Source organism: Methylobacterium trifolii (genome assembly GCF_022179685.1).
Classification (GTDB): domain Bacteria; phylum Pseudomonadota; class Alphaproteobacteria; order Rhizobiales; family Beijerinckiaceae; genus Methylobacterium; species Methylobacterium trifolii.
In genome coordinates, this window is the sequence record NZ_BPRB01000125.1 from 1 (window position 1) to 16,577 (window position 16,577).

General features: G+C 73.4%; 16 protein-coding genes. 10 read left to right on the forward strand and 6 right to left on the reverse strand.

Annotated elements, in window-relative coordinates; translation table 11 throughout:
- The 3 genes from COGEMETH_RS12325 to COGEMETH_RS12335 form a co-directional block, all read right to left on the reverse strand.
- On the reverse strand, nucleotides 1–213 hold a 213-nt coding region (locus COGEMETH_RS12325; RefSeq protein ID WP_238182871.1), incomplete at its 3' end, for a HigA family addiction module antitoxin.
- Nucleotides 214–252: 39 nt separating this feature from the next.
- Nucleotides 253–3,825 (reverse strand): AsmA family protein, encoded by a 3,573-nt coding sequence (locus tag COGEMETH_RS12330; protein ID WP_238182873.1) that lies wholly within the window; start codon nucleotides 3,823–3,825, stop codon nucleotides 253–255.
- Nucleotides 3,826–4,318: 493 nt separating this feature from the next.
- On the reverse strand, nucleotides 4,319–4,558 hold the full coding sequence (locus tag COGEMETH_RS12335; RefSeq protein ID WP_238182874.1) for a hypothetical protein: 240 nt from the start codon (nucleotides 4,556–4,558) through the stop codon (nucleotides 4,319–4,321).
- Nucleotides 4,559–4,720: 162 nt separating this feature from the next.
- On the opposite strand from COGEMETH_RS12335, the gene COGEMETH_RS12340 reads away from it, so the two are divergent.
- The 7 genes from COGEMETH_RS12340 to COGEMETH_RS12370 all read left to right on the forward strand — a co-directional run bounded on the left by COGEMETH_RS12340 (nucleotide 4,721) and on the right by COGEMETH_RS12370 (nucleotide 11,532).
- Nucleotides 4,721–7,093, forward strand: a complete 2,373-nt coding sequence (locus COGEMETH_RS12340; protein ID WP_238182876.1) for an ATP-dependent helicase — start codon at nucleotides 4,721–4,723, stop codon at nucleotides 7,091–7,093.
- A 449-nt stretch (nucleotides 7,094–7,542) separates the two neighbouring features.
- Nucleotides 7,543–8,259: a PhoH family protein gene (locus tag COGEMETH_RS12345; protein ID WP_238182877.1), complete on the forward strand. Its 717-nt coding sequence runs from the start codon at nucleotides 7,543–7,545 to the stop codon at nucleotides 8,257–8,259.
- 131 nt (nucleotides 8,260–8,390) lie between these two features.
- Nucleotides 8,391–8,633: a hypothetical protein gene (locus COGEMETH_RS12350; protein WP_238182879.1), complete on the forward strand. Its 243-nt coding sequence runs from the start codon at nucleotides 8,391–8,393 to the stop codon at nucleotides 8,631–8,633.
- Between the two features lie 139 nt (nucleotides 8,634–8,772).
- Nucleotides 8,773–9,066, forward strand: coding sequence for an accessory factor UbiK family protein (locus COGEMETH_RS12355; RefSeq protein ID WP_238182880.1), 294 nt, complete (start codon nucleotides 8,773–8,775; stop codon nucleotides 9,064–9,066).
- A 293-nt stretch (nucleotides 9,067–9,359) separates the two neighbouring features.
- Nucleotides 9,360–9,869, forward strand: a complete 510-nt coding sequence (locus COGEMETH_RS12360) for a type III secretion system chaperone family protein (protein WP_238182881.1) — start codon at nucleotides 9,360–9,362, stop codon at nucleotides 9,867–9,869.
- Between the two features lie 37 nt (nucleotides 9,870–9,906).
- Nucleotides 9,907–10,710 (forward strand): pyrroline-5-carboxylate reductase, encoded by an 804-nt coding sequence (proC, locus tag COGEMETH_RS12365; protein ID WP_238182883.1) that lies wholly within the window; start codon nucleotides 9,907–9,909, stop codon nucleotides 10,708–10,710.
- Between the two features lie 96 nt (nucleotides 10,711–10,806).
- Nucleotides 10,807–11,532: a TetR/AcrR family transcriptional regulator gene (locus tag COGEMETH_RS12370; protein ID WP_238182884.1), complete on the forward strand. Its 726-nt coding sequence runs from the start codon at nucleotides 10,807–10,809 to the stop codon at nucleotides 11,530–11,532.
- 169 nt (nucleotides 11,533–11,701) lie between these two features.
- Here the strand turns inward: COGEMETH_RS12370 and COGEMETH_RS12375 are convergent, their stop codons facing one another.
- Nucleotides 11,702–12,154: a response regulator gene (locus COGEMETH_RS12375; protein ID WP_238182886.1), complete on the reverse strand. Its 453-nt coding sequence runs from the start codon at nucleotides 12,152–12,154 to the stop codon at nucleotides 11,702–11,704.
- Nucleotides 12,155–12,371: 217 nt separating this feature from the next.
- On the opposite strand from COGEMETH_RS12375, the gene argJ reads away from it, so the two are divergent.
- From argJ to COGEMETH_RS12390, 3 genes are read left to right on the forward strand one after another with little or no spacing between them, the layout of a single operon-like run.
- A complete protein-coding gene (gene argJ / locus COGEMETH_RS12380; RefSeq protein ID WP_238182887.1) occupies nucleotides 12,372–13,622 on the forward strand; it encodes a bifunctional glutamate N-acetyltransferase/amino-acid acetyltransferase ArgJ in 1,251 nt (416 codons plus the stop codon).
- Nucleotides 13,619–14,347: an SIMPL domain-containing protein gene (locus COGEMETH_RS12385; protein WP_238182888.1), complete on the forward strand. Its 729-nt coding sequence runs from the start codon at nucleotides 13,619–13,621 to the stop codon at nucleotides 14,345–14,347. The genes argJ and COGEMETH_RS12385 overlap by 4 nt, the downstream gene beginning before the upstream one ends.
- The gene (locus COGEMETH_RS12390) at nucleotides 14,344–14,763 is read left to right on the forward strand and encodes a (deoxy)nucleoside triphosphate pyrophosphohydrolase (protein ID WP_238182889.1); all 420 of its coding nucleotides are present in this window, start codon (nucleotides 14,344–14,346) and stop codon (nucleotides 14,761–14,763) included. The genes COGEMETH_RS12385 and COGEMETH_RS12390 overlap by 4 nt, the downstream gene beginning before the upstream one ends.
- A 4-nt stretch (nucleotides 14,764–14,767) precedes the next feature.
- Here the strand turns inward: COGEMETH_RS12390 and COGEMETH_RS12395 are convergent, their stop codons facing one another.
- Together COGEMETH_RS12395 and COGEMETH_RS12400 are read right to left on the reverse strand one after the other, a co-directional pair.
- Nucleotides 14,768–15,616 carry a glycosyltransferase family 2 protein gene (locus COGEMETH_RS12395; protein WP_238182890.1) on the reverse strand — a complete coding sequence of 283 codons (849 nt, stop codon included), beginning with the start codon at nucleotides 15,614–15,616 and terminating at the stop codon, nucleotides 14,768–14,770.
- Nucleotides 15,613–16,350 (reverse strand): PIG-L deacetylase family protein, encoded by a 738-nt coding sequence (locus tag COGEMETH_RS12400; RefSeq protein WP_238182892.1) that lies wholly within the window; start codon nucleotides 16,348–16,350, stop codon nucleotides 15,613–15,615. Before COGEMETH_RS12400 ends, COGEMETH_RS12395 begins: the two co-directional genes overlap by 4 nt.
- Between the last annotated feature and the right edge of the window lie 227 nt (nucleotides 16,351–16,577).

Genomic DNA, 16,577 nt, shown 5'->3' on the forward strand with positions numbered 1-16,577 from the left:
CTGGAGGTTCATCCAGAACTCGGCGCTCGTGCGGAAGTATCGGCCGAGGCGCACGGCCGTGTCGGCCGTCACGCCGCGGCGCTGGCGAACGATGTCGGAGATCCGGTTCGGGGGCACGCCGATGGCCAGGGCCAGGGCATGCGCGCTCAATCCGAGGGGAAGCAGATAGTCCTCCTTGAGGATTTCGCCGGGGTGGGTCCGAATACGGGGCATCGTCCGTCTCGTCAGTGGTCGTCAGCGACATCCGCCCCATCAGGGCTGCGGTGCGGGCTGGGGCGGATCGGCCGGGCGCCCGCTGCCGTCCGGCGGGGGCGATGCGCCCTCCGTGGCCTCGGCCCGGGCGCGCCGGGCGGCCTCCTCCGCGGCCTGCTGGGCCCTGATCCGGGCCTGGCGCGCCGCCTCCTCCGCAGCCGCCTTCTCCGCCGCGGCTTTCTCGGCCGCCGCCTTGTCCGCCGCCGCCTTGAGGGCGGCGCGGGTCTTGTCCATCTCGATGCGGGCGCGGCGGCGCTGGCGCTCCACCTGGTCGGCCTCGAACAGCTCGATCTTCTCCAGTTCGCGCTGGAGCACCACCGCCGAGATGCCGTTGGTCAGCGCGCCCACGTCGAGGCCGCGCACCGGATCGGCGAGGGGGCCGCTCAGGCCCAGCTGCACCGCGGGCGGACCGCCGCTCCAGCCCTTGGGCACCTGTCCGCCGGTCAGGGTCCCGCGCGCGTCGAGCCGGCCGGAGCGCAGGTCGTAGCCGAGGGAGCCGGCCCAGCGGGACGGGCCGAAGTCCAGGGCCAGGGGCCCTGCGCGGAGCACCCCGCCGATGATCGTGGCCGGGCTCGTCACCGCCGCCTTCGCCTGGGCGCCCGCCTTCGCGAGTTCGTCGCCGACCAGCGCCTGGAGCCGGCCCGGCCTTAAGGGGTCGTCCCCATCGAGCGCGCGCGAAAGGGCGCGGGACAGGGCCGTAGGGTCCGTCTCGGGCAGGGCGAGGTCTGTCAGCGTGAGGGCGCCGCTGCCGGCGAGGTTGGCCGCGAGTGCGGCCGGCCCGTCGCCGCCGGCACTGAAGCGGAGTTCGGCCGAGAGCCGGCCGCCGATCGGGCTGCCGTCCGCGAGCACCGGGATCGCGGCATCCGTGATCTGCCCTTCACCCGAGACCGCGGCGGCGGCGCCCCGGCGGGACAGGGTCGCGGAGCCGGAGAGCCGGCCCTCCGCGAGCCGGCCCGAGAGGTCGCGCAGGCTCAGGCTGCCGTCGTCGAGCCCGAGCTTCAGGCTGGTCCCGGTCGCGGTGAGGCCGCGGCCGAGATCGAGGGTCGCGACGGTCAGGTCGAGGGCGACGGGCGGGCGCGGCGGCGGGGCCGGGCCGAAGCGCTGGGCCGGGCCGGGCGGCAGGACGAGGGCGGCGGCGAGGCCGGGCAGGGAGAGCCGGTCGAGGCGGAGGCTTCCACCGAGCGCGCCGTCCGGCGCCCGGTTCACCCGGCCCTGCAGGGCGGCGCCCGCGATCCGGCCGGACAGGTCGGCCCGCGCGTCGCCCCCGTCCTGAGACAGGCCGAGGGTCAGGTCCGCCGGCCACGCGCCGGTCGCGAGCCCGGATGCGCCGGCCAGGGCGAGGAACGGGCCGAGGTCGCCGGTCTCGGCCCGGATCGTGCCCCCCGAGGGTGGCTCGCCCGCCAGCCCCAGCCGGACGGGGGTCGGGGTGGACACGTGCAGGCCCGCGATCGTCCCGTTCGCCTGGACGGCGAGGGCGGGCTCGGCGGCGTCCATGCGGGCGGCCGTGAGATGCAGGTCGGCGGGCTGCTGCAGGCCGGGGATGTCGCTGCGCCCGAACCAGAGCCCGGCCCGCGGCGTGGCCAGGGTCACCTGCGCCCCCTCGATCCTGTCGCCGCGGCTCGTCAGCGAGAGGTCGAGGCTTCCGCCCCCGGCCTTGCCCTGCGCGCTGCTGCGCAGCGTCTCCGCGGCACCGGCGTCGCGCTCCACGGTGACGGCGAGGTCGAGGGCGCCGGAGCGGAGGAAGCCCGGGATCAGGCGCGTCTCGCGGACCCAGGCCCGGTCGAGCAGGGCGACGAGGGGGGCGGCCACCGGGGCCGAGAGGCGGCCCGTGATCCGGCCCGACCCGTCCGGGGCGATCCGCCCGGAGAGCCTGGCGTTCGCGCCGGCCAGATCCGTCACGTCGAGGCTGTCGACCACGAGGCTGCCCGCGTCCGACTGGATGCTCGCCGCGATGGTGCCGTTGCCGGAGCCGGTCGCGCCGTAGCGCAGGTCCCGCGCCTCCAGGGTCAGGCCGAGGTCGTGGTCGTGCAGGCTAGCCAGCGCGCCGCCGAAGGCGGGCAGGCCGGCGACGTCGATGCCGCGTGCCCGGATCTGGGCCTCGAAGCGCCCGCGCGTGCCGCCCTCGCCGGCGGTGTAGCGGGCGTTGCCCGTGACCTGTCCGGGGCCGAGGGCGAGGCGCAGGTTGCGGAGGGAGAGGCCGGGCCGGGCGGCCGTGACCTCGGCACTCGCCTCGATCGGCCGGCCGTCCATCACGGCGACGAGCGGCCCCTCCAGCCCGAGCCGGCGCAGGTAGCGCCCTAACCCCTCCGAGGACGGGGCGGTGATGGAGACCGGCCCGGCAAAGCGCGGGCCCGGCTCGGTCTCGACCTGGCCGCTCGCGGTGAGGGTCGCGGCCCCCGGCGCCACCGCGCTCAGGCGGCGCAGCAGCAGCCCGCCCGTCCGGTCGAAGGTGCCGGAGAGGGCGAGGGTGCCCCATTCATCGAGCCCGAGGGTCGCGCTCTCGACGGAGAGTTCCAGGTCGAGCATCGCCGGAAGCCCGGTGCCGGCCCGCGGCAGGCCGCGGGCGATCAACGCCTGTCCCGCGCCCGACAGCAGGAAGCCGTCGAGGTCGAGGCGGCGCGCCTCCAGGGTCAGGCCGGCCCGCCATTGCCGCAGGTCGAGGCGGCCGGTGCCCGAGAGCCGCAGGGGCTGGCCGCCGGGATCGATCTCCAGGGTCACGCCGTCGAAGCGCACCTGGCTCCCGCGGGCCTTGAAGGTGCCCGTCAGCGAGAACGGCAGGTAGGCGCCCGCGGCCTGGGTCGGCGGGCCGACCACGAGGCGGGCCGAGCCCTCGGCCTCGACGGCGAGCGGGCGCAGCCCCGTGCGCGATTCCGCCCTGGCGTCGGCGGGAACGAGGCCGATGCGGGCATCGGCCTCGAAGCGCGGATGGGTGTCGCCGCCGCCCGACAGCTTGACCATGACGCGGCCGTCGGCGCCGGGCTCGCCGCTGGCGAGGCGGAAGGGCAGGCCGCCGCTGGTCCCTTCCACGCGCCAGGGGCCGGCGAGCGCCGGCGCCTGGAGGTGCAGCCCCTCGGCATAGAGCTGGTCGGTGCGCCCGGTGGCGGGCACGATCGTGGTGAGAAGGAACTGCTGGACGTGAAGGTCCTCGATGGCGAGGTCGCGGCCGGCCAGCGAGTCGGACAGGCCGGGCGGGAGCAGCAGGGCCTCGCCCTCGCTCACCGGCAGCTTGATCTCGGCGCGCCCGATCCGGGTCTCGGTGAAGCGCACCTCGCCCTTGAGCAGAGGCGCCAGGGCGATCTCCGCCTTGACGAAGCGCACGTCGAGGGCGGGTCTGTCGGCGACGCCCTTGCCCGGATCGTCCCCGAGATGCAGCCTGTCGAAGCGCAGGCGCGGGGAGGGCAGCAGGCGGACCTCGATCCGTCCCTCGCTGCGCACGGGGACCCCGAGCGACCGGCTCAGGGTCCGGTCGACGAAGGCGCGCTGCCCCTGCCAGTCGATGAAGGGCGGCGCGGCCAGCGCCGCGACGAGCACCAGGATGACGGCGCCCGCGAGCGCGGTCAGGAGGTCACGCACCGTTCTCGTTCCGCATCCAGCCCGCAACACGCCGGGTCACGGGGCATGATCCTGCAAGGCGCCCGTGCATACCCCCGGGTCGGGCATAGCACGAGGCGGACCCGATCGCGCCAGAGCCTGTGCCCGACGCATGTTTGCAGAACTCAGTCTTGGAGCCCGCTATGGCGCGTGCCCCTCCCCCGCAGTGGCTACCGTATTCACACATCTCGCGACGTTGGCCGACGCTGCGCGGGTCCCCTCTCCCGTGCGGGAGAGGGACAGGGTGAGGGATGCGCCCTCTCCGGAGAGACCTGGGTCCCTCTCCCCAACCCTCTCCCGCACGGGAGAGGGGGCCGGGCCGCGCTTCGAACGACCTGTCCGGTTCCGCTGCGCAGTTGTGTGAATCCGGTAGCCCGCACGGGAGAGGGGGCCGCCCGGCGTCGCGATCTGACGAAGCCCCTACAATCCGCAGGCATACGGCTTCGGCGCAGGCCTCGTGTCAGCGCCCAGGCGTTCAGCGCTTGGGCACGACGATCGCCGGGGCGGCGGACGGGGCCGGCCGCGTGAGTTCGTTGCGCTGGATCTCCATCCGCGTCGCGTTGCTCTGCGAGGTCTGGCCCTGTTGCAGGGAGCGCATCTCGCCCTGGCGGGCCAGCGACTCGTTGGCGGCGTTGGGGTTGCCCGGCTGGACCTGGGCGAGGGCGGGCGTGCCGGCCAGCAGGCCGGCGAGAAGGACGATCGATCGGGTGCGCATGGCGATCCTCGGGGTCGGAGTGCAGGCTCGTTCGGCCTGCCTGAATGTGGGGAATCCTGCGGCCCGCGCCAGGTTCCGGTCTCCAGGGTCGGGTCTCATCGCTGGGACGCGAGGCCCCATGCGGCCCTCGACGCCGTTCGTGTTTTGGTCCAGGGAAAGGCGATGCAGAACCCTTCGAAGGCGGCGCCGGCCGCCCCTGACGAGCGCGGCTCCATCGCCGCCCGCGCGATGGGCGGCCTCCGGCGCGAGGCCGCCGCCTACCTCGACGGCCTCAACGCCGAGCAGCGCCGGGCCGTCGAGGCCACGGAGGGGCCGGTCCTGGTGCTGGCCGGCGCGGGCACGGGCAAGACGCGGGTGCTGACCACGCGCATCGCCCACCTGATCTCCACGGGCAGGGCCCGGCCCTACGACATCCTGTCGGTGACCTTCACCAACAAGGCCGCGCGGGAGATGAAGCACCGCATCGGCACCCTCGTCGGCCCGGCCGGCGAGGGGATGCCCTGGCTCGGCACCTTCCACGCCATCGGCACCAAGATCCTGCGCCGCCACGCCGAGCTGGTGGGCCTCAAGTCCGACTTCACCATCCTGGGCACCGACGACCAGCTCCGGCTGATGAAGCAGGTCATCAAGGACCAGGACATCGACGAGAAGCGCTGGCCGGCCCGCGCGCTCGGCCACGCCATCGACGGCTGGAAGAACCGGGGGCTGTCCCCCGAACAGGTCCCGGCCGGGGAGGCCTCGTCCTTCGCCTTCGGCAAGGGGGGCGCCCTCTACACCGCCTACCAGGCGCGGCTCGCGACCCTCAACGCCGTCGATTTCGGCGACCTGCTGCTCCTGTGCCTCAAGCTCTGGCGCGAGAACCCGGACGTCCTGGCCACCTACCAGCAGCGCTTCCGCTACATCCTCGTGGACGAGTACCAGGACACCAACGTCGCCCAGTACCTCTGGCTCAGGCTGCTGGCCCAGGGCCACCGCAACGTCGCCTGCGTCGGCGACGACGACCAGTCGATCTACGGCTGGCGCGGCGCCGAGGTCGACAACATCCTGCGCTTCGAGCACGACTTCCCCGGTGCCGTCGTGGTCCGCCTGGAGCGCAACTACCGCTCCACCGGCCACATCCTGGCCGCCGCCTCCGGGCTGATCGCCAAGAACGAGGGCCGGCTGGGCAAGACCCTGCGGACCGAGGACGTGCTCGGCGAGCCGGTGACGGTCTCGGGCGCCTGGGATTCCGAGGAGGAGGCCCGGCTGCTCGCCGAGGCGATCGAGTCGCTCCAGGCCAAGGCGCATCCCCTGTCCGAGATCGCGGTGCTGGTGCGGATCTCGGCGCAGATGCGCGAGATCGAGGACCGCTTCGTCCAGCTCGGCCTGCCGTACCGGGTGGTCGGCGGCCCGCGCTTCTACGAGCGGGCCGAGATCCGCGACGCCCTGGCCTACCTGCGCATCACCGTGAACCCGGCCGACGACCTCGCCTTCGAGCGGATCGTCAACACGCCCAAGCGGGGCCTGGGCGAGGCCACCCTGCAGCAGCTCCACGGCTACGCCCGCGCGAGCCAGATTCCCCTCCTCCTGGCCGCCCGGCGCCTGTGCGAGACCGACGAGCTGAAGCCCCGCGTGCGCACGACTTTGCGCGCCCTGGCCGAGAGCTTCTCCCGCTGGGCCAGGCTCACCGAGGGCCAGCCCCATTCCGAGGTGGCGCAGACGATCCTGGAGGAATCCGGCTACACCGAGATGTGGCAGAAGGACCGCTCGGCCGACGCCGCCGGACGGCTTGAGAACCTCAAGGAGTTCGTCCGCTCCATGGAGGAGTTCCCCGACATGGGCGCCTTCCTGGAGCACGTCTCGCTGGTGATGGAAGCCTCGGAGGCCGAGGGCGCCGACCGGGTCTCCCTGATGACGCTGCACGCCGCCAAGGGCCTGGAGTTCGACACGGTGTTCCTGCCCGGCTGGGAGGACGGCCTGTTCCCCAACCAGCGGGCGCTGGACGAGAGCGGCCGGGCCGGGCTGGAGGAGGAGCGCCGGCTCGCCCATGTGGGCCTGACGCGGGCGCGCAAGCGCGCCAAGCTGTCGTTCGCCGTCAACCGGCGCATCCACGGCCTCTGGTCCTCGACCATTCCCTCCCGCTTCATCGACGAGTTGCCGGAATCGGCCGTGGACGTGATCGAGGCGCCCGCGCACTACGCGGCCGGCGCCTCCCGCTTCGACCGCAACCCGCAGCCCTTCGGCTCCTCCTACGGCACGCCCGGCTGGCAGCGGGCGCAGGCCAATACCGGCCGGCCCGGCCCGGGCCAGGCCACGACGAGCGGCCGCGGCTTCGGCGCCAGGCCGGGCGGCGGATCGGGCGGCCCGCGCCAGATCGAGGGCGAACTGATCGCCAAGTCGTCGGGCGCGCCGTCGGCTTTCGACACCGGGATGCGGGTCTTCCACACCAAGTTCGGCCCCGGCACCGTGGCGCAGGTCGACGGCAACAAGCTCACCGTTGACTTCGACAAGGCCGGCCGCAAGATGGTGCTCGACAGCTTCATCCAGCAGGCATGAGGCGTCCCGCCGGCCAGTAGCCCGGACTTCGGGGCTGAAGGGCCGGCCGGCATCGCCGTCTCGGCGAGTCAGGATCGCGGTCGTGACGGATGCGGCGTCATCCCGAGTCCCCCGAGCGCCGCAGCGGCGCCTGACCCATCGTCGCTCCACCGTTCCCGCAGGCGTCGCCCATCCGCAACAGGGCGAGCGTGCCGTGTGCCCGCAGGGCCGCGTGGTGCGGCGGTTGCATGGCGTCCGTCCGGTCCTGTCGTCCGTTCGTCACGGGCGGCGCGCAAATCAGGCGCGCTCCACAGGCGAACGCGGTGCGGGTGGAACCCGCGCGCGGGCCCGTGATTGGACCACGAGGTAGAGAAAGGGGTTTCAGGTAGGCGAGGTCTTCAAGACGACAGCAGAGTGACAAGTCCTGGTTGGCAATTCCTGGTTGGCAAGTCCCGTTGGAGTGTTGATCGATGAAAAGACGACGCGCACGACTTGAACTGGTGGAAGATCGCCCGGTCCGGCTGCACCGGACCCGCTTCGACGAGGAGCGGCACCTCAGCCCCATCCAACCCCTCACCGACCGTCAGGCCGACTACCTCGACGCCCTGGCCACCTCCGCCCAGGTGATCGTGCTGGGCCCCGCCGGCACGGGCAAGACCTTCATCGCCGGCACCCGCGCCGCCGACCTGCTCCGCCAGCGCCGGATCGCCAAGGTGGTGATCACCCGGCCCAACGTCCCCTCCGGCCGCTCCCTCGGCTTCTTCCCCGGCACCCTGGAGGAGAAGATCGCCCCCTGGGTCGCGCCCCTGACCGAGGCCATGAAGGAGCGCATGGGCGTGGCCGCCTTCGAGATCGCCCTCAAGACCGGCGACATCGAGATCGTCCCCTTCGAGGTGATGCGCGGGCGCACCTTCAAGAACTGCCTCGTGATCCTCGACGAGGCCCAGAACACCACCGTGCCCGAGATCAAGATGTTCCTCACCCGCATCGGCGACGAGTGCCAGGTGATCATCAACGGGGACGTGTCGCAGACCGACCTGCGCGAAACCTCGGGCCTGCGCACCGTGATCCACATGATCAAGAGCCGGATGATGCCGATCCCGGTGGTGGAGTTCACCCGCGACGACATCGTCCGCTCCGGCATCTGCGCGGAATGGGTGAAGGCTTTCGAGGAAACGAATCTCTGATCCGTGTGTTGTCAGCGGCGGACGTCGTCTGACGTCCGCCGCGCCCTCCCGCGCACGATGCGTTCTCCGGACCTCCGGGCCGGGAGAACGAACCGCGCGCCGCGCCTGGTAACGAGAACAAGGAATTCCCCGTGAGGAAGCTGACCTTCGCCATCACCGTCCTGGCCGCCCTCGGCGGCGCCGCCCTGACGGCGCCCGCCTCCGCCGCGCCCGGCGCGCCGATCGGCGTGACGGCCCCCGACGCCGTCCAGAACGTGAACATGGAGCGTCGCATGATGCATCGGCGCATGGAGCGCCGGATGATGCACCGCCGGATGGAGCGTCGCATGATGCACCGGCACATGGAGCGCCGGATGATGCGCCGCGGCATGTGATCGCTGCGCTCTGCGGTGGAAGAGGGGTCCTTCGGGGCCCCTTTTCTTTTGGGCCCTGCCCCGTTGGCCGACGCCGGTGGATTGCCCCGGACTCCGCCGATTCCTATGTCGGGCGGAGCGCCCCTCCGGGAGACCCCGAATGCCCCCCTCCAACCGTCTGTTCGACGATCTCTCCCGCCTGATGACCGATGCGGCCGGCGCCGCGCAGGGGGTGCGCCGCGAGGCCGAGACGGTGTTCAAGGCCCAGGTCGAGCGACTGATCCGCGACATGGACATCGCCTCCCGCGAGGAGGTCGACGTGCTGCGCGACCTCGTCTCCACGCTGCGCACGCAGAACGATGCCCTGGCCGCGCGGGTCGCGGCGCTGGAGGCCAAGTCCGGGACCGAGCCCGGGACCGGGCCAGGGACGGCCGGCGTCGGTACGGTGATCTGAGCCGGCGAATCGAGCCCGCGGGCTTTTGCACAGGAAGCCGCAGCGGACGCTTCCTTTCCTGTTCACCGGTCGGGACAGCCGCTTTGTGTCGCGAGTCGCGGCCGGTCTATAGTCGGTGACGTACTGATTCGTCCGAGCCTCACCGATGACCGCGCGTTCCTGAAGTCTTCCCCGCAATGCGGCCGACCCGTGAAGGGCGGCCTTAACCGCTTTGCGGGCCGCCTGGACGCCCCGGTTGCTTGTCATTCAACATGTCGCTGCGATCCGAGACTGGATCGCCAGCCTGGATCGTCATGCCTCAGCTTCGCATCGAACACGAAGATCACGACAGGATCGAGCACCCGCTCGATGTCGTCGAGCGTCTGGCGTCGCTGCGCGACTGGATCTTCGACCGGGCCGAGACCGACGAGATGTCGATCTCCAGCCCGGGGCGCTGGACCGACTACCATGTCGCCTTCACCTGGATCGAGGACGTGGAGGCCCTGCACGTGGCCTGCGCCTTCGACATCAAGGTGCCCGAGCGCCAGCGCGTCGAGGTGCTGCGGCTGATCTGCCTGATCAACGAGCAGCTCTGGATCGGCCATTTCGACCTGTGGTCCACCGACAACGTGGTGATGTTCCGGCATTCCCTGGTGCTGGCGGGCGGCGTGGTGCCGACGCACCCGCAATGCGCCATGCTGATGAAGACGGCGGTGGACACCTGCGAGCGCTACTATCAGGCCTTCCAGTTCGTGCTCTGGGCCGGCAAGGGAGCCCGCGAGGCCCTGGACGCCGTCCTGTTCGAGACCGAGGGCGAGGCCTGAGGCCGCCCGGATGAGCACGCCGCGGCCGGATAAGGCGATGCCCGCCTCCCTCACCCTGGTGGGGGCTGGCAGGATGGGCGGCGCCATGCTCGCGGGCTGGCTCGAGGCCGGGCTCGATCCCGGCCGCACGACCGTGATCGATCCCGCGCCCGCGCCCGGGATCGTCGAACTTTGCGCCGCGCGGGGCTTGCGCCTGAACCCGCCCGAGCCTGAGCCGGCCGATGTGCTGGTGCTCGCGATCAAGCCGCAGGGCCTGGATGCGGCGAGCGACGCGCTCGGCCGCCTCGTCGGCACGGACACCCTCGTCCTCTCGATCATGGCCGGCAAGACCATCGCCGACCTCAAGGCCCGCCTGGGGCAGGCCCGCGCCGTGGTGCGGGCCATGCCCAACCTTCCGGCCAGCATCGGGCGCGGCGCCACCGGCGCCGTGGCGAGTCCCGAGGTGTCGCAAGGCCAGCGCGCCGGGGCCGACGCGCTGCTGCGCGCCTCCGGCCTCGTCGCGTGGCTCGAATCCGAGGCCGAGATCGACGCGGTGACGGCGCTCTCGGGCTCCGGCCCGGCCTACGTCTTCCTGCTGGTCGAAGTCATGGCCGAGGCCGGCGTGGCCGCGGGGCTCGCGCCCGAGGTCGCGGCGCGGCTGGCGCGGGCCACCGTGGCCGGGGCCGGCGCGCTCCTGGACGCGAACCCGGACGAGGCGGCGCAGTTGCGGCGGAACGTGACCTCTCCCGGCGGCACCACGGCGGCGGCCCTCGACGTCCTGATGCGCGAGGACGGCCTCGGCGCGCTGATGCGCGAGGCCGTGGCGGCGGCCAGGCGGAGGGCGGCCGAACTGTCCGGCTGAGGGCCTCCGTGCGGCATCGCCGCGCGAACACCCTGCCCATCGCGCAATCCCAACCTATCTGTAGGGTTGGAGACCGGCGACGAGCGGACGAGACCCATGACCGACAGCCCAGGACCGGCCAAGCGCACGAAGAAGGACGCCCCACCGGTGCAGCCCCCACGCGAGGCCGCCGTCGAGGCGCTGATGCGGCTTGCCGCCGAGCAGCCCTGGAACGACATCGAGGTCGGCGACATCGCCCGCGAGGCCGGCCTGAGCCTTGCCGAACTGCGCGACCTGTTTCCCTCGAAGGGCGCCGTCCTCGGCGGTCTCGCCCGGATCATCGACCGCAAGGTCCTGGAGGGCGACGGATCGGACCTCGCCGAGGAGCCGACCCGCGAGCGCCTGTTCGACGTGCTGATGCGCCGCCTCGACGCGATGACGCCCTACAAGGCCGCGCTCCGGCGCGTCAGCTTCGCCCTGCGCGGCGATCCGCTCGCGGCCCTGGCGCTCAACGGGGTGGCGCTCAACTCGCACCGCTACATGCTGGCGGCGGCCGGCATCGACACCGAGGGGCCGCTGGGCCGGCTCAAGCTGCAGGGCGTGGTCATCGCCTTCGCCCGCGTGGTCGAGACCTGGCTGGAGGACGACGACCCGGCGCTCGCCCGCACCATGGCCCGCCTCGACAAGGAGATCCGCAAGGGGGAGCGCTTCATGGAGCGCGCGGACGACGTGCGCCGCCTCACGGCGCCGCTCCGCGCGATCGGCCGCTCGATCCTGGACCGCCGGCCGAGAAGCCGGGACCGGCGCGACGAGGACGAAGGCGACCCGGCCAGCGCCGTCTGAGGGGGGCGAAACGGCCACTCCGCAGAAGCCTGTCGGGAACTTCTCATAGACCGCGACCCGGACGGAATCCGGCACGGGCTTTTCCCTCCCCCGCAGAGGGGGGAGGGAGACCGGTGCGCCTTTGGAGTGATCCGGTTCTCTCGGTGACAGAGCCGGCGGGCGGCGCGGCTCAGTCGTCGGCGTAGGGCGGGAGGCGGTTGGCCAGGGCCTCGCGCACGGTGCTCGCGACGGAGCCCTCACGCAGGTGGCGCGACGCGAGCAGGGCGTCCGGCAGCAGGCCCGACATCGCGCCGGTGGCGGCCTCGCCCCTCTCGCTGGCCAGGACGATCCGCAGGCCGGGGCGCAGGGCGCGGGCCTCCAGGGCCAGTTGCGAACAGCACACGGTTCCCTGGAGCGACACGTCGGCCACCAGCACGTCCACGGGCAGGCCGAGCACCAGCACGGTGAGGGCGTCCACCGCGCTGTCGCAGGCGGTCGCCTGGAAGCCCGCCCGGCGGACCTGGGCGGCGACCTCGTTGCGCCAATGCTTCCGGGGTCCGGCGACGAGGACCTGCACGCCGTAGCATCCCCCGGACGGCGGAGCCGAAGTCACGACGGGCGATCCGACGACGGGCTGGGGCATTCCGCGCTCGGCTGGGCGTTCGCGTTGCATCGCACCATGCTAAGCCCGGAAGCGGTCCCGGCACAAGCCCCCCGCCGCGGACGCGCCGCAATCGTTCCGGCTCCTGCCTTCCCGGCAGGCATGGGCAGGTTCCGGGCAGCCGGTTGACGTCGCGCGTCCCGGCGGGCCAACACCCACCCGTCGCGGGCCCTGCCGCGGAGCGCCGAGAACCGAATCGATGTCGTCCGCAAACAATCCCCCCGTCTCGCCCCTCGCGCCCGCCGCCGAGCCCGACCTGCCGCCGGTCGCGGGCGTGCGGCTGGCCACCGCCCAGGCCGGAATCCGCTATTCCGGCCGCACCGACGTGCTCTATGTCGGCCTCGACGCGGGCACGATCGCCGCGGGCGTCTTCACCCGCTCGAAATGCCCGTCCGCCCCGGTCGACTGGTGCCGCGAGGCCCTCGGCGAGCCCTCGGCGCGCGTACTGGTCGTCAACTCCGGCAACGCCAATGCGTTCACGGGCCTCAAGGGCCGCGAGGCCGTGGCGCTCACCGCCCGCATCGCCGCCCGCGCCGCCGCCTGCCCGGAGAGCGCCGTGTTCATCGCCTCCACCGGCGTGATCGGGGAGCCCCTTGACGCGCGCAAGTTCGAGGGCGTGCTGGCCGATTGCGAGGCCCGCGCCGAGCCGGGCTCCGCCGCCTGGTCGGCGGCCGCGCGCGCCATCATGACCACCGACACCTTCCCCAAGCTCGCCACCCGGACGGCCGCGATCGACGGCACCCCCGTCACGATCAACGGCATCGCTAAAGGCGCGGGCATGATCGCCCCCGACATGGCGACGATGCTGTCCTTCGTCTTCACGGACGCCGCCCTGCCGCAGCCGGTGCTCCAGGCGTTGCTCGCCGACGGCACGGCCCGGAGCTTCAACTGCGTGACCGTCGACGGCGACACCTCGACCTCCGACACGCTGCTGCTGTTCGCCACCGGCCGGGCCGGCAACGCGGCCGTCGCGGACCCGGCCGACCCGCGCCTCGCCCCGTTCAAGGCGGCGCTGGACGACCTGCTGATCGAGCTGGCCCAGCTCGTGGCCAAGGACGGGGAGGGCGCGCGCAAGTTCGTCACCGTCGCGGTCACGGGCGCCGAGAGCGACCCCTCCGCCCACCGCATCGCCCTGTCGATCGCCAACTCCCCCCTGGTGAAGACGGCGGTGGCCGGCGAGGACGCCAACTGGGGCCGCGTGGTGATGGCGGTCGGCAAGGCGGGGGAGCCCGCCGACCGGGACCGCCTCGCGATCTGGTTCGGCGACGTGCGCGTGGCCGTGGCCGGCGCCCGCGACCCGGATTACAGCGAGGACGCGGCCAGCGCCGTGATGCGCGAGCCCCACGTCACCGTGCGGGTCGACCTCGGCCTCGGGCAGGGCAGTGCCCGCGTCTGGACCTGCGACCTGACCAAGGGCTACATCGAGATCAACGGGGATTACCGCTCGTGAGCGCCCGCCTGCTCCGCGCGGGCCTCCTGGCCCTGCCGCTCCTCGGCGCCCAGGCCCGCGCCGACGACGACACGGTGTGCGAGCGCCGCATCAGCGTCACCGGGCGGGCGCAGGCGGCCCAGGCGCCGGACTTCGCCGAGATCGCGATCGGCGTCGAGGCCAAGGCCGCCACGGCGGCCGCGGCCCTCGACGCGGCCTCGAAGGCGGTGGAGGGCGTGGTGGCTTTGGGCCGGGACCTCGGCGTGCCGTCTGCCGACATCGGCACAGCCTCCGTCGTGCTGGAGCCCGCCCTGCGCACGGTGACGCGCCCGAACGGCACCGTCCAGCAGGAGCCGGACGGCTACCGCGCGAGCAACCGCGTCAGCGTGCGGCTCGCCGACATGGGCCGGCTGGGCGACCTGCTGCGGCGGGCGCTCGATGCCGGCGCGAACCGGATCGATTCCGTGAGCTTCGGCCTGAAGGAGCCCGGCAAGGTCGAGGCGGCCCTCCAGGTCGCCGCCGCCCGGGACGCCCGCGCCCGCGCCTCGGACCTCGCCGAGGCGGTCGGCGCCAGGCTCGGCCCCCTCTGTTCCCTCTCGATGGGCGGCGGCCCGCAGCCCATGCGCCTGGCGGCCACCATGAGCCGCAGCGTGGAGGCCGGCAGCCGCGGCAAGCGCGTGCCGATCGAGGCCGGCACCATCGAGACCGTGGCCGAGGTCCAGGCCGCGTTCGCGATCCAGCCGTGAGCGCCGCCCCGTTGCGCCTCCTCCTCGTGGTCGCCGTGGCCCTCGTGGACGCGGACGGCCGCGTCCTGCTGAGCGAGCGCCCGCCGGGCAAGCAGCTGGCCGGCCTGTGGGAGTTTCCCGGCGGCAAGGTCGAGCCCGGCGAGCGCCCCGAGGACACGCTCATCCGCGAGCTGGCCGAGGAGATCGACATCCGGGTCGAGGAGCCGTGCCTCGCGCCGCTCACCTTCGCGAGCCACGCCTACCCGGACTTCCACCTCTTGATGCCCCTCTACGTCTGCCGCCGCTGGACGGGCACGCCGCGCCCCCTCGAAGGGCAGGCCTTGAAATGGGTGCGGCCCGGCGCCCTGCGCGACCTGCCGATGCCGCCGGCAGACAGCCCGCTGATCCCGTTCCTGATCGACCTGCTGGGGCCGTGAGAGGTCAGAACGGGCGGTCGGAGCCGATCCGCGCCGCGGCGATCTCGTCGGCGGTCGGCGGGCGGCGGACCGTCAGGCCCGTCGTCCGGTCGGCCTCGACCAGCCCGAGGGCGGCGAAGGCGTCGAGCCAGCCGTCCATCGGCCAGAGCCCGTGGCGGGCGTGGAAGCGGGCCGCGTTCCGCACGATGTCGGCGAAGTGCTGGAGCGGCGGATCGCAGGAGCCGTGGTGCTGGTGGTAGGCGCGGACGCCGCCCATGAACAGCACCGGCACGCCGGCCGCCGCGGCGCGGAAGGCGAGGTCGGTATCCTCGGCGCCGTAGCCGTCGAAGCCGTCGTCGAAGCCGCCGAGGCGGTCGTAGGTCGAAGCCCGCACCGCGAAGGCCAGCGACCAGAACAGGCCGGGCTGGGGCGCCGGCACGACGCCCTCGGTGGGGAAGTCGCGCACCGGGTGCGTCCGGCCCAGGCGACCGAGGTCGGCCTCGTCCCAGCCGTCCCGCACGGCGTCGGCCGGCAGGTAGACCACCTCGCAGCAGATCAGGCCGTCATGGGCGGCGATCGCCCCACCGAGGCCGGAGACGAGGCCGGCCGAGGGGATGCAGTCCACGTCGAGGTAGACCAGGGCGTCTCCCGTCGCCGCCCGCCGCCCGGCGTTGCGGGCCGCGGCCAGCGGCAGGCCCGGCCGCGCGAAGGCGATCCGGCGCACCGGAAAGCCGCATTCGGGCAGGGGCGCGGCGTCCTCGCCCATCTCCACGACGATGCACTCGTCGGGCGGCGTCCCGCGCCCGAGCCCTTCGAGCAGGCGGGCGAGGTGGGCGCCCCGCCCCTTGTTCAGGGTGACGACGCTGACGCTCACGAGAGCACCGCGACGAAGCGCTCGAACGGGCCGCACATCCGCTCGACCATCGCCGCCTCCAGGCGGAAGCCGCCGGGGTCGTCGGCGATGAGGTCCGTGGTCTGGGAGGCATGCGCGGCCACGGCCCGCGCCTTGGTTCCGCGATGGGCCGACACGTCGAGGCGGAAGCCCTGCGGCTCGGGGCCGACCTCGGTCTCGGGCGGCAGGGTCCAGCCCCAGACCGGATATTCGTAGACCCACACGCCCGCGCGCTGCAGGCCGGCCAGCGCGACGATGGCGGCGGCCGCCTTGTGGTCGCAATGGGGATCGTGGCGCCAGGTCACGAACACGCAGGACGCCGCGCAGTCGCGGGCGGCCTGCAGGATCGCCTCGGCGGCAGCGTTCGCCTGCGGCCCGTCGCTCGGCACGTGGGCGTCGGGCAGGCGCAGGAAGCGCACGTCCGCCTCGGCCATGCCGAGGATGGCGACCGCCCGCAGGGTCTCGGCCTCGCGCAGGGCCCGCAGGCGCTCGGGCGGGTAGGTGGCCGAGTGGGTATGCGAGCCGCAGCCGTCGCTGACGACGACGAGGCGGACCGCCCGGCCCAGGCGCCGCGCCTCGGCGATGAGGCCGCCGCAGCCGAGGCTCTCGTCGTCGGGATGGGGTGCCACCACGACGAGGCCGCCCGGACCGCCGAGGGCGTCGAGGTCCGCCAGGGGGAGCCGTTCCGCGGCCGCGAGGAAGGCGTCGGCCCGCATCAGCGCATCCTCCCCGGCGACAGGACCGGGACTCGGACGGCCGAGGGCCGGAGGAAGGGGGCGGGGTCGCGCACGGGAGGTTCCAGCGAGCCTGGTTTCGGTGGGCCGCCGCCGGGGCGGGGCGCCTACCTATGCCACGATCGGCCCGGAATCCACGCCCCGCGTGGCCCCGACCGGAGTCACACCTGTCCGCACGACGAAACCGGATAGGTCGCTCGAAGCGCTGT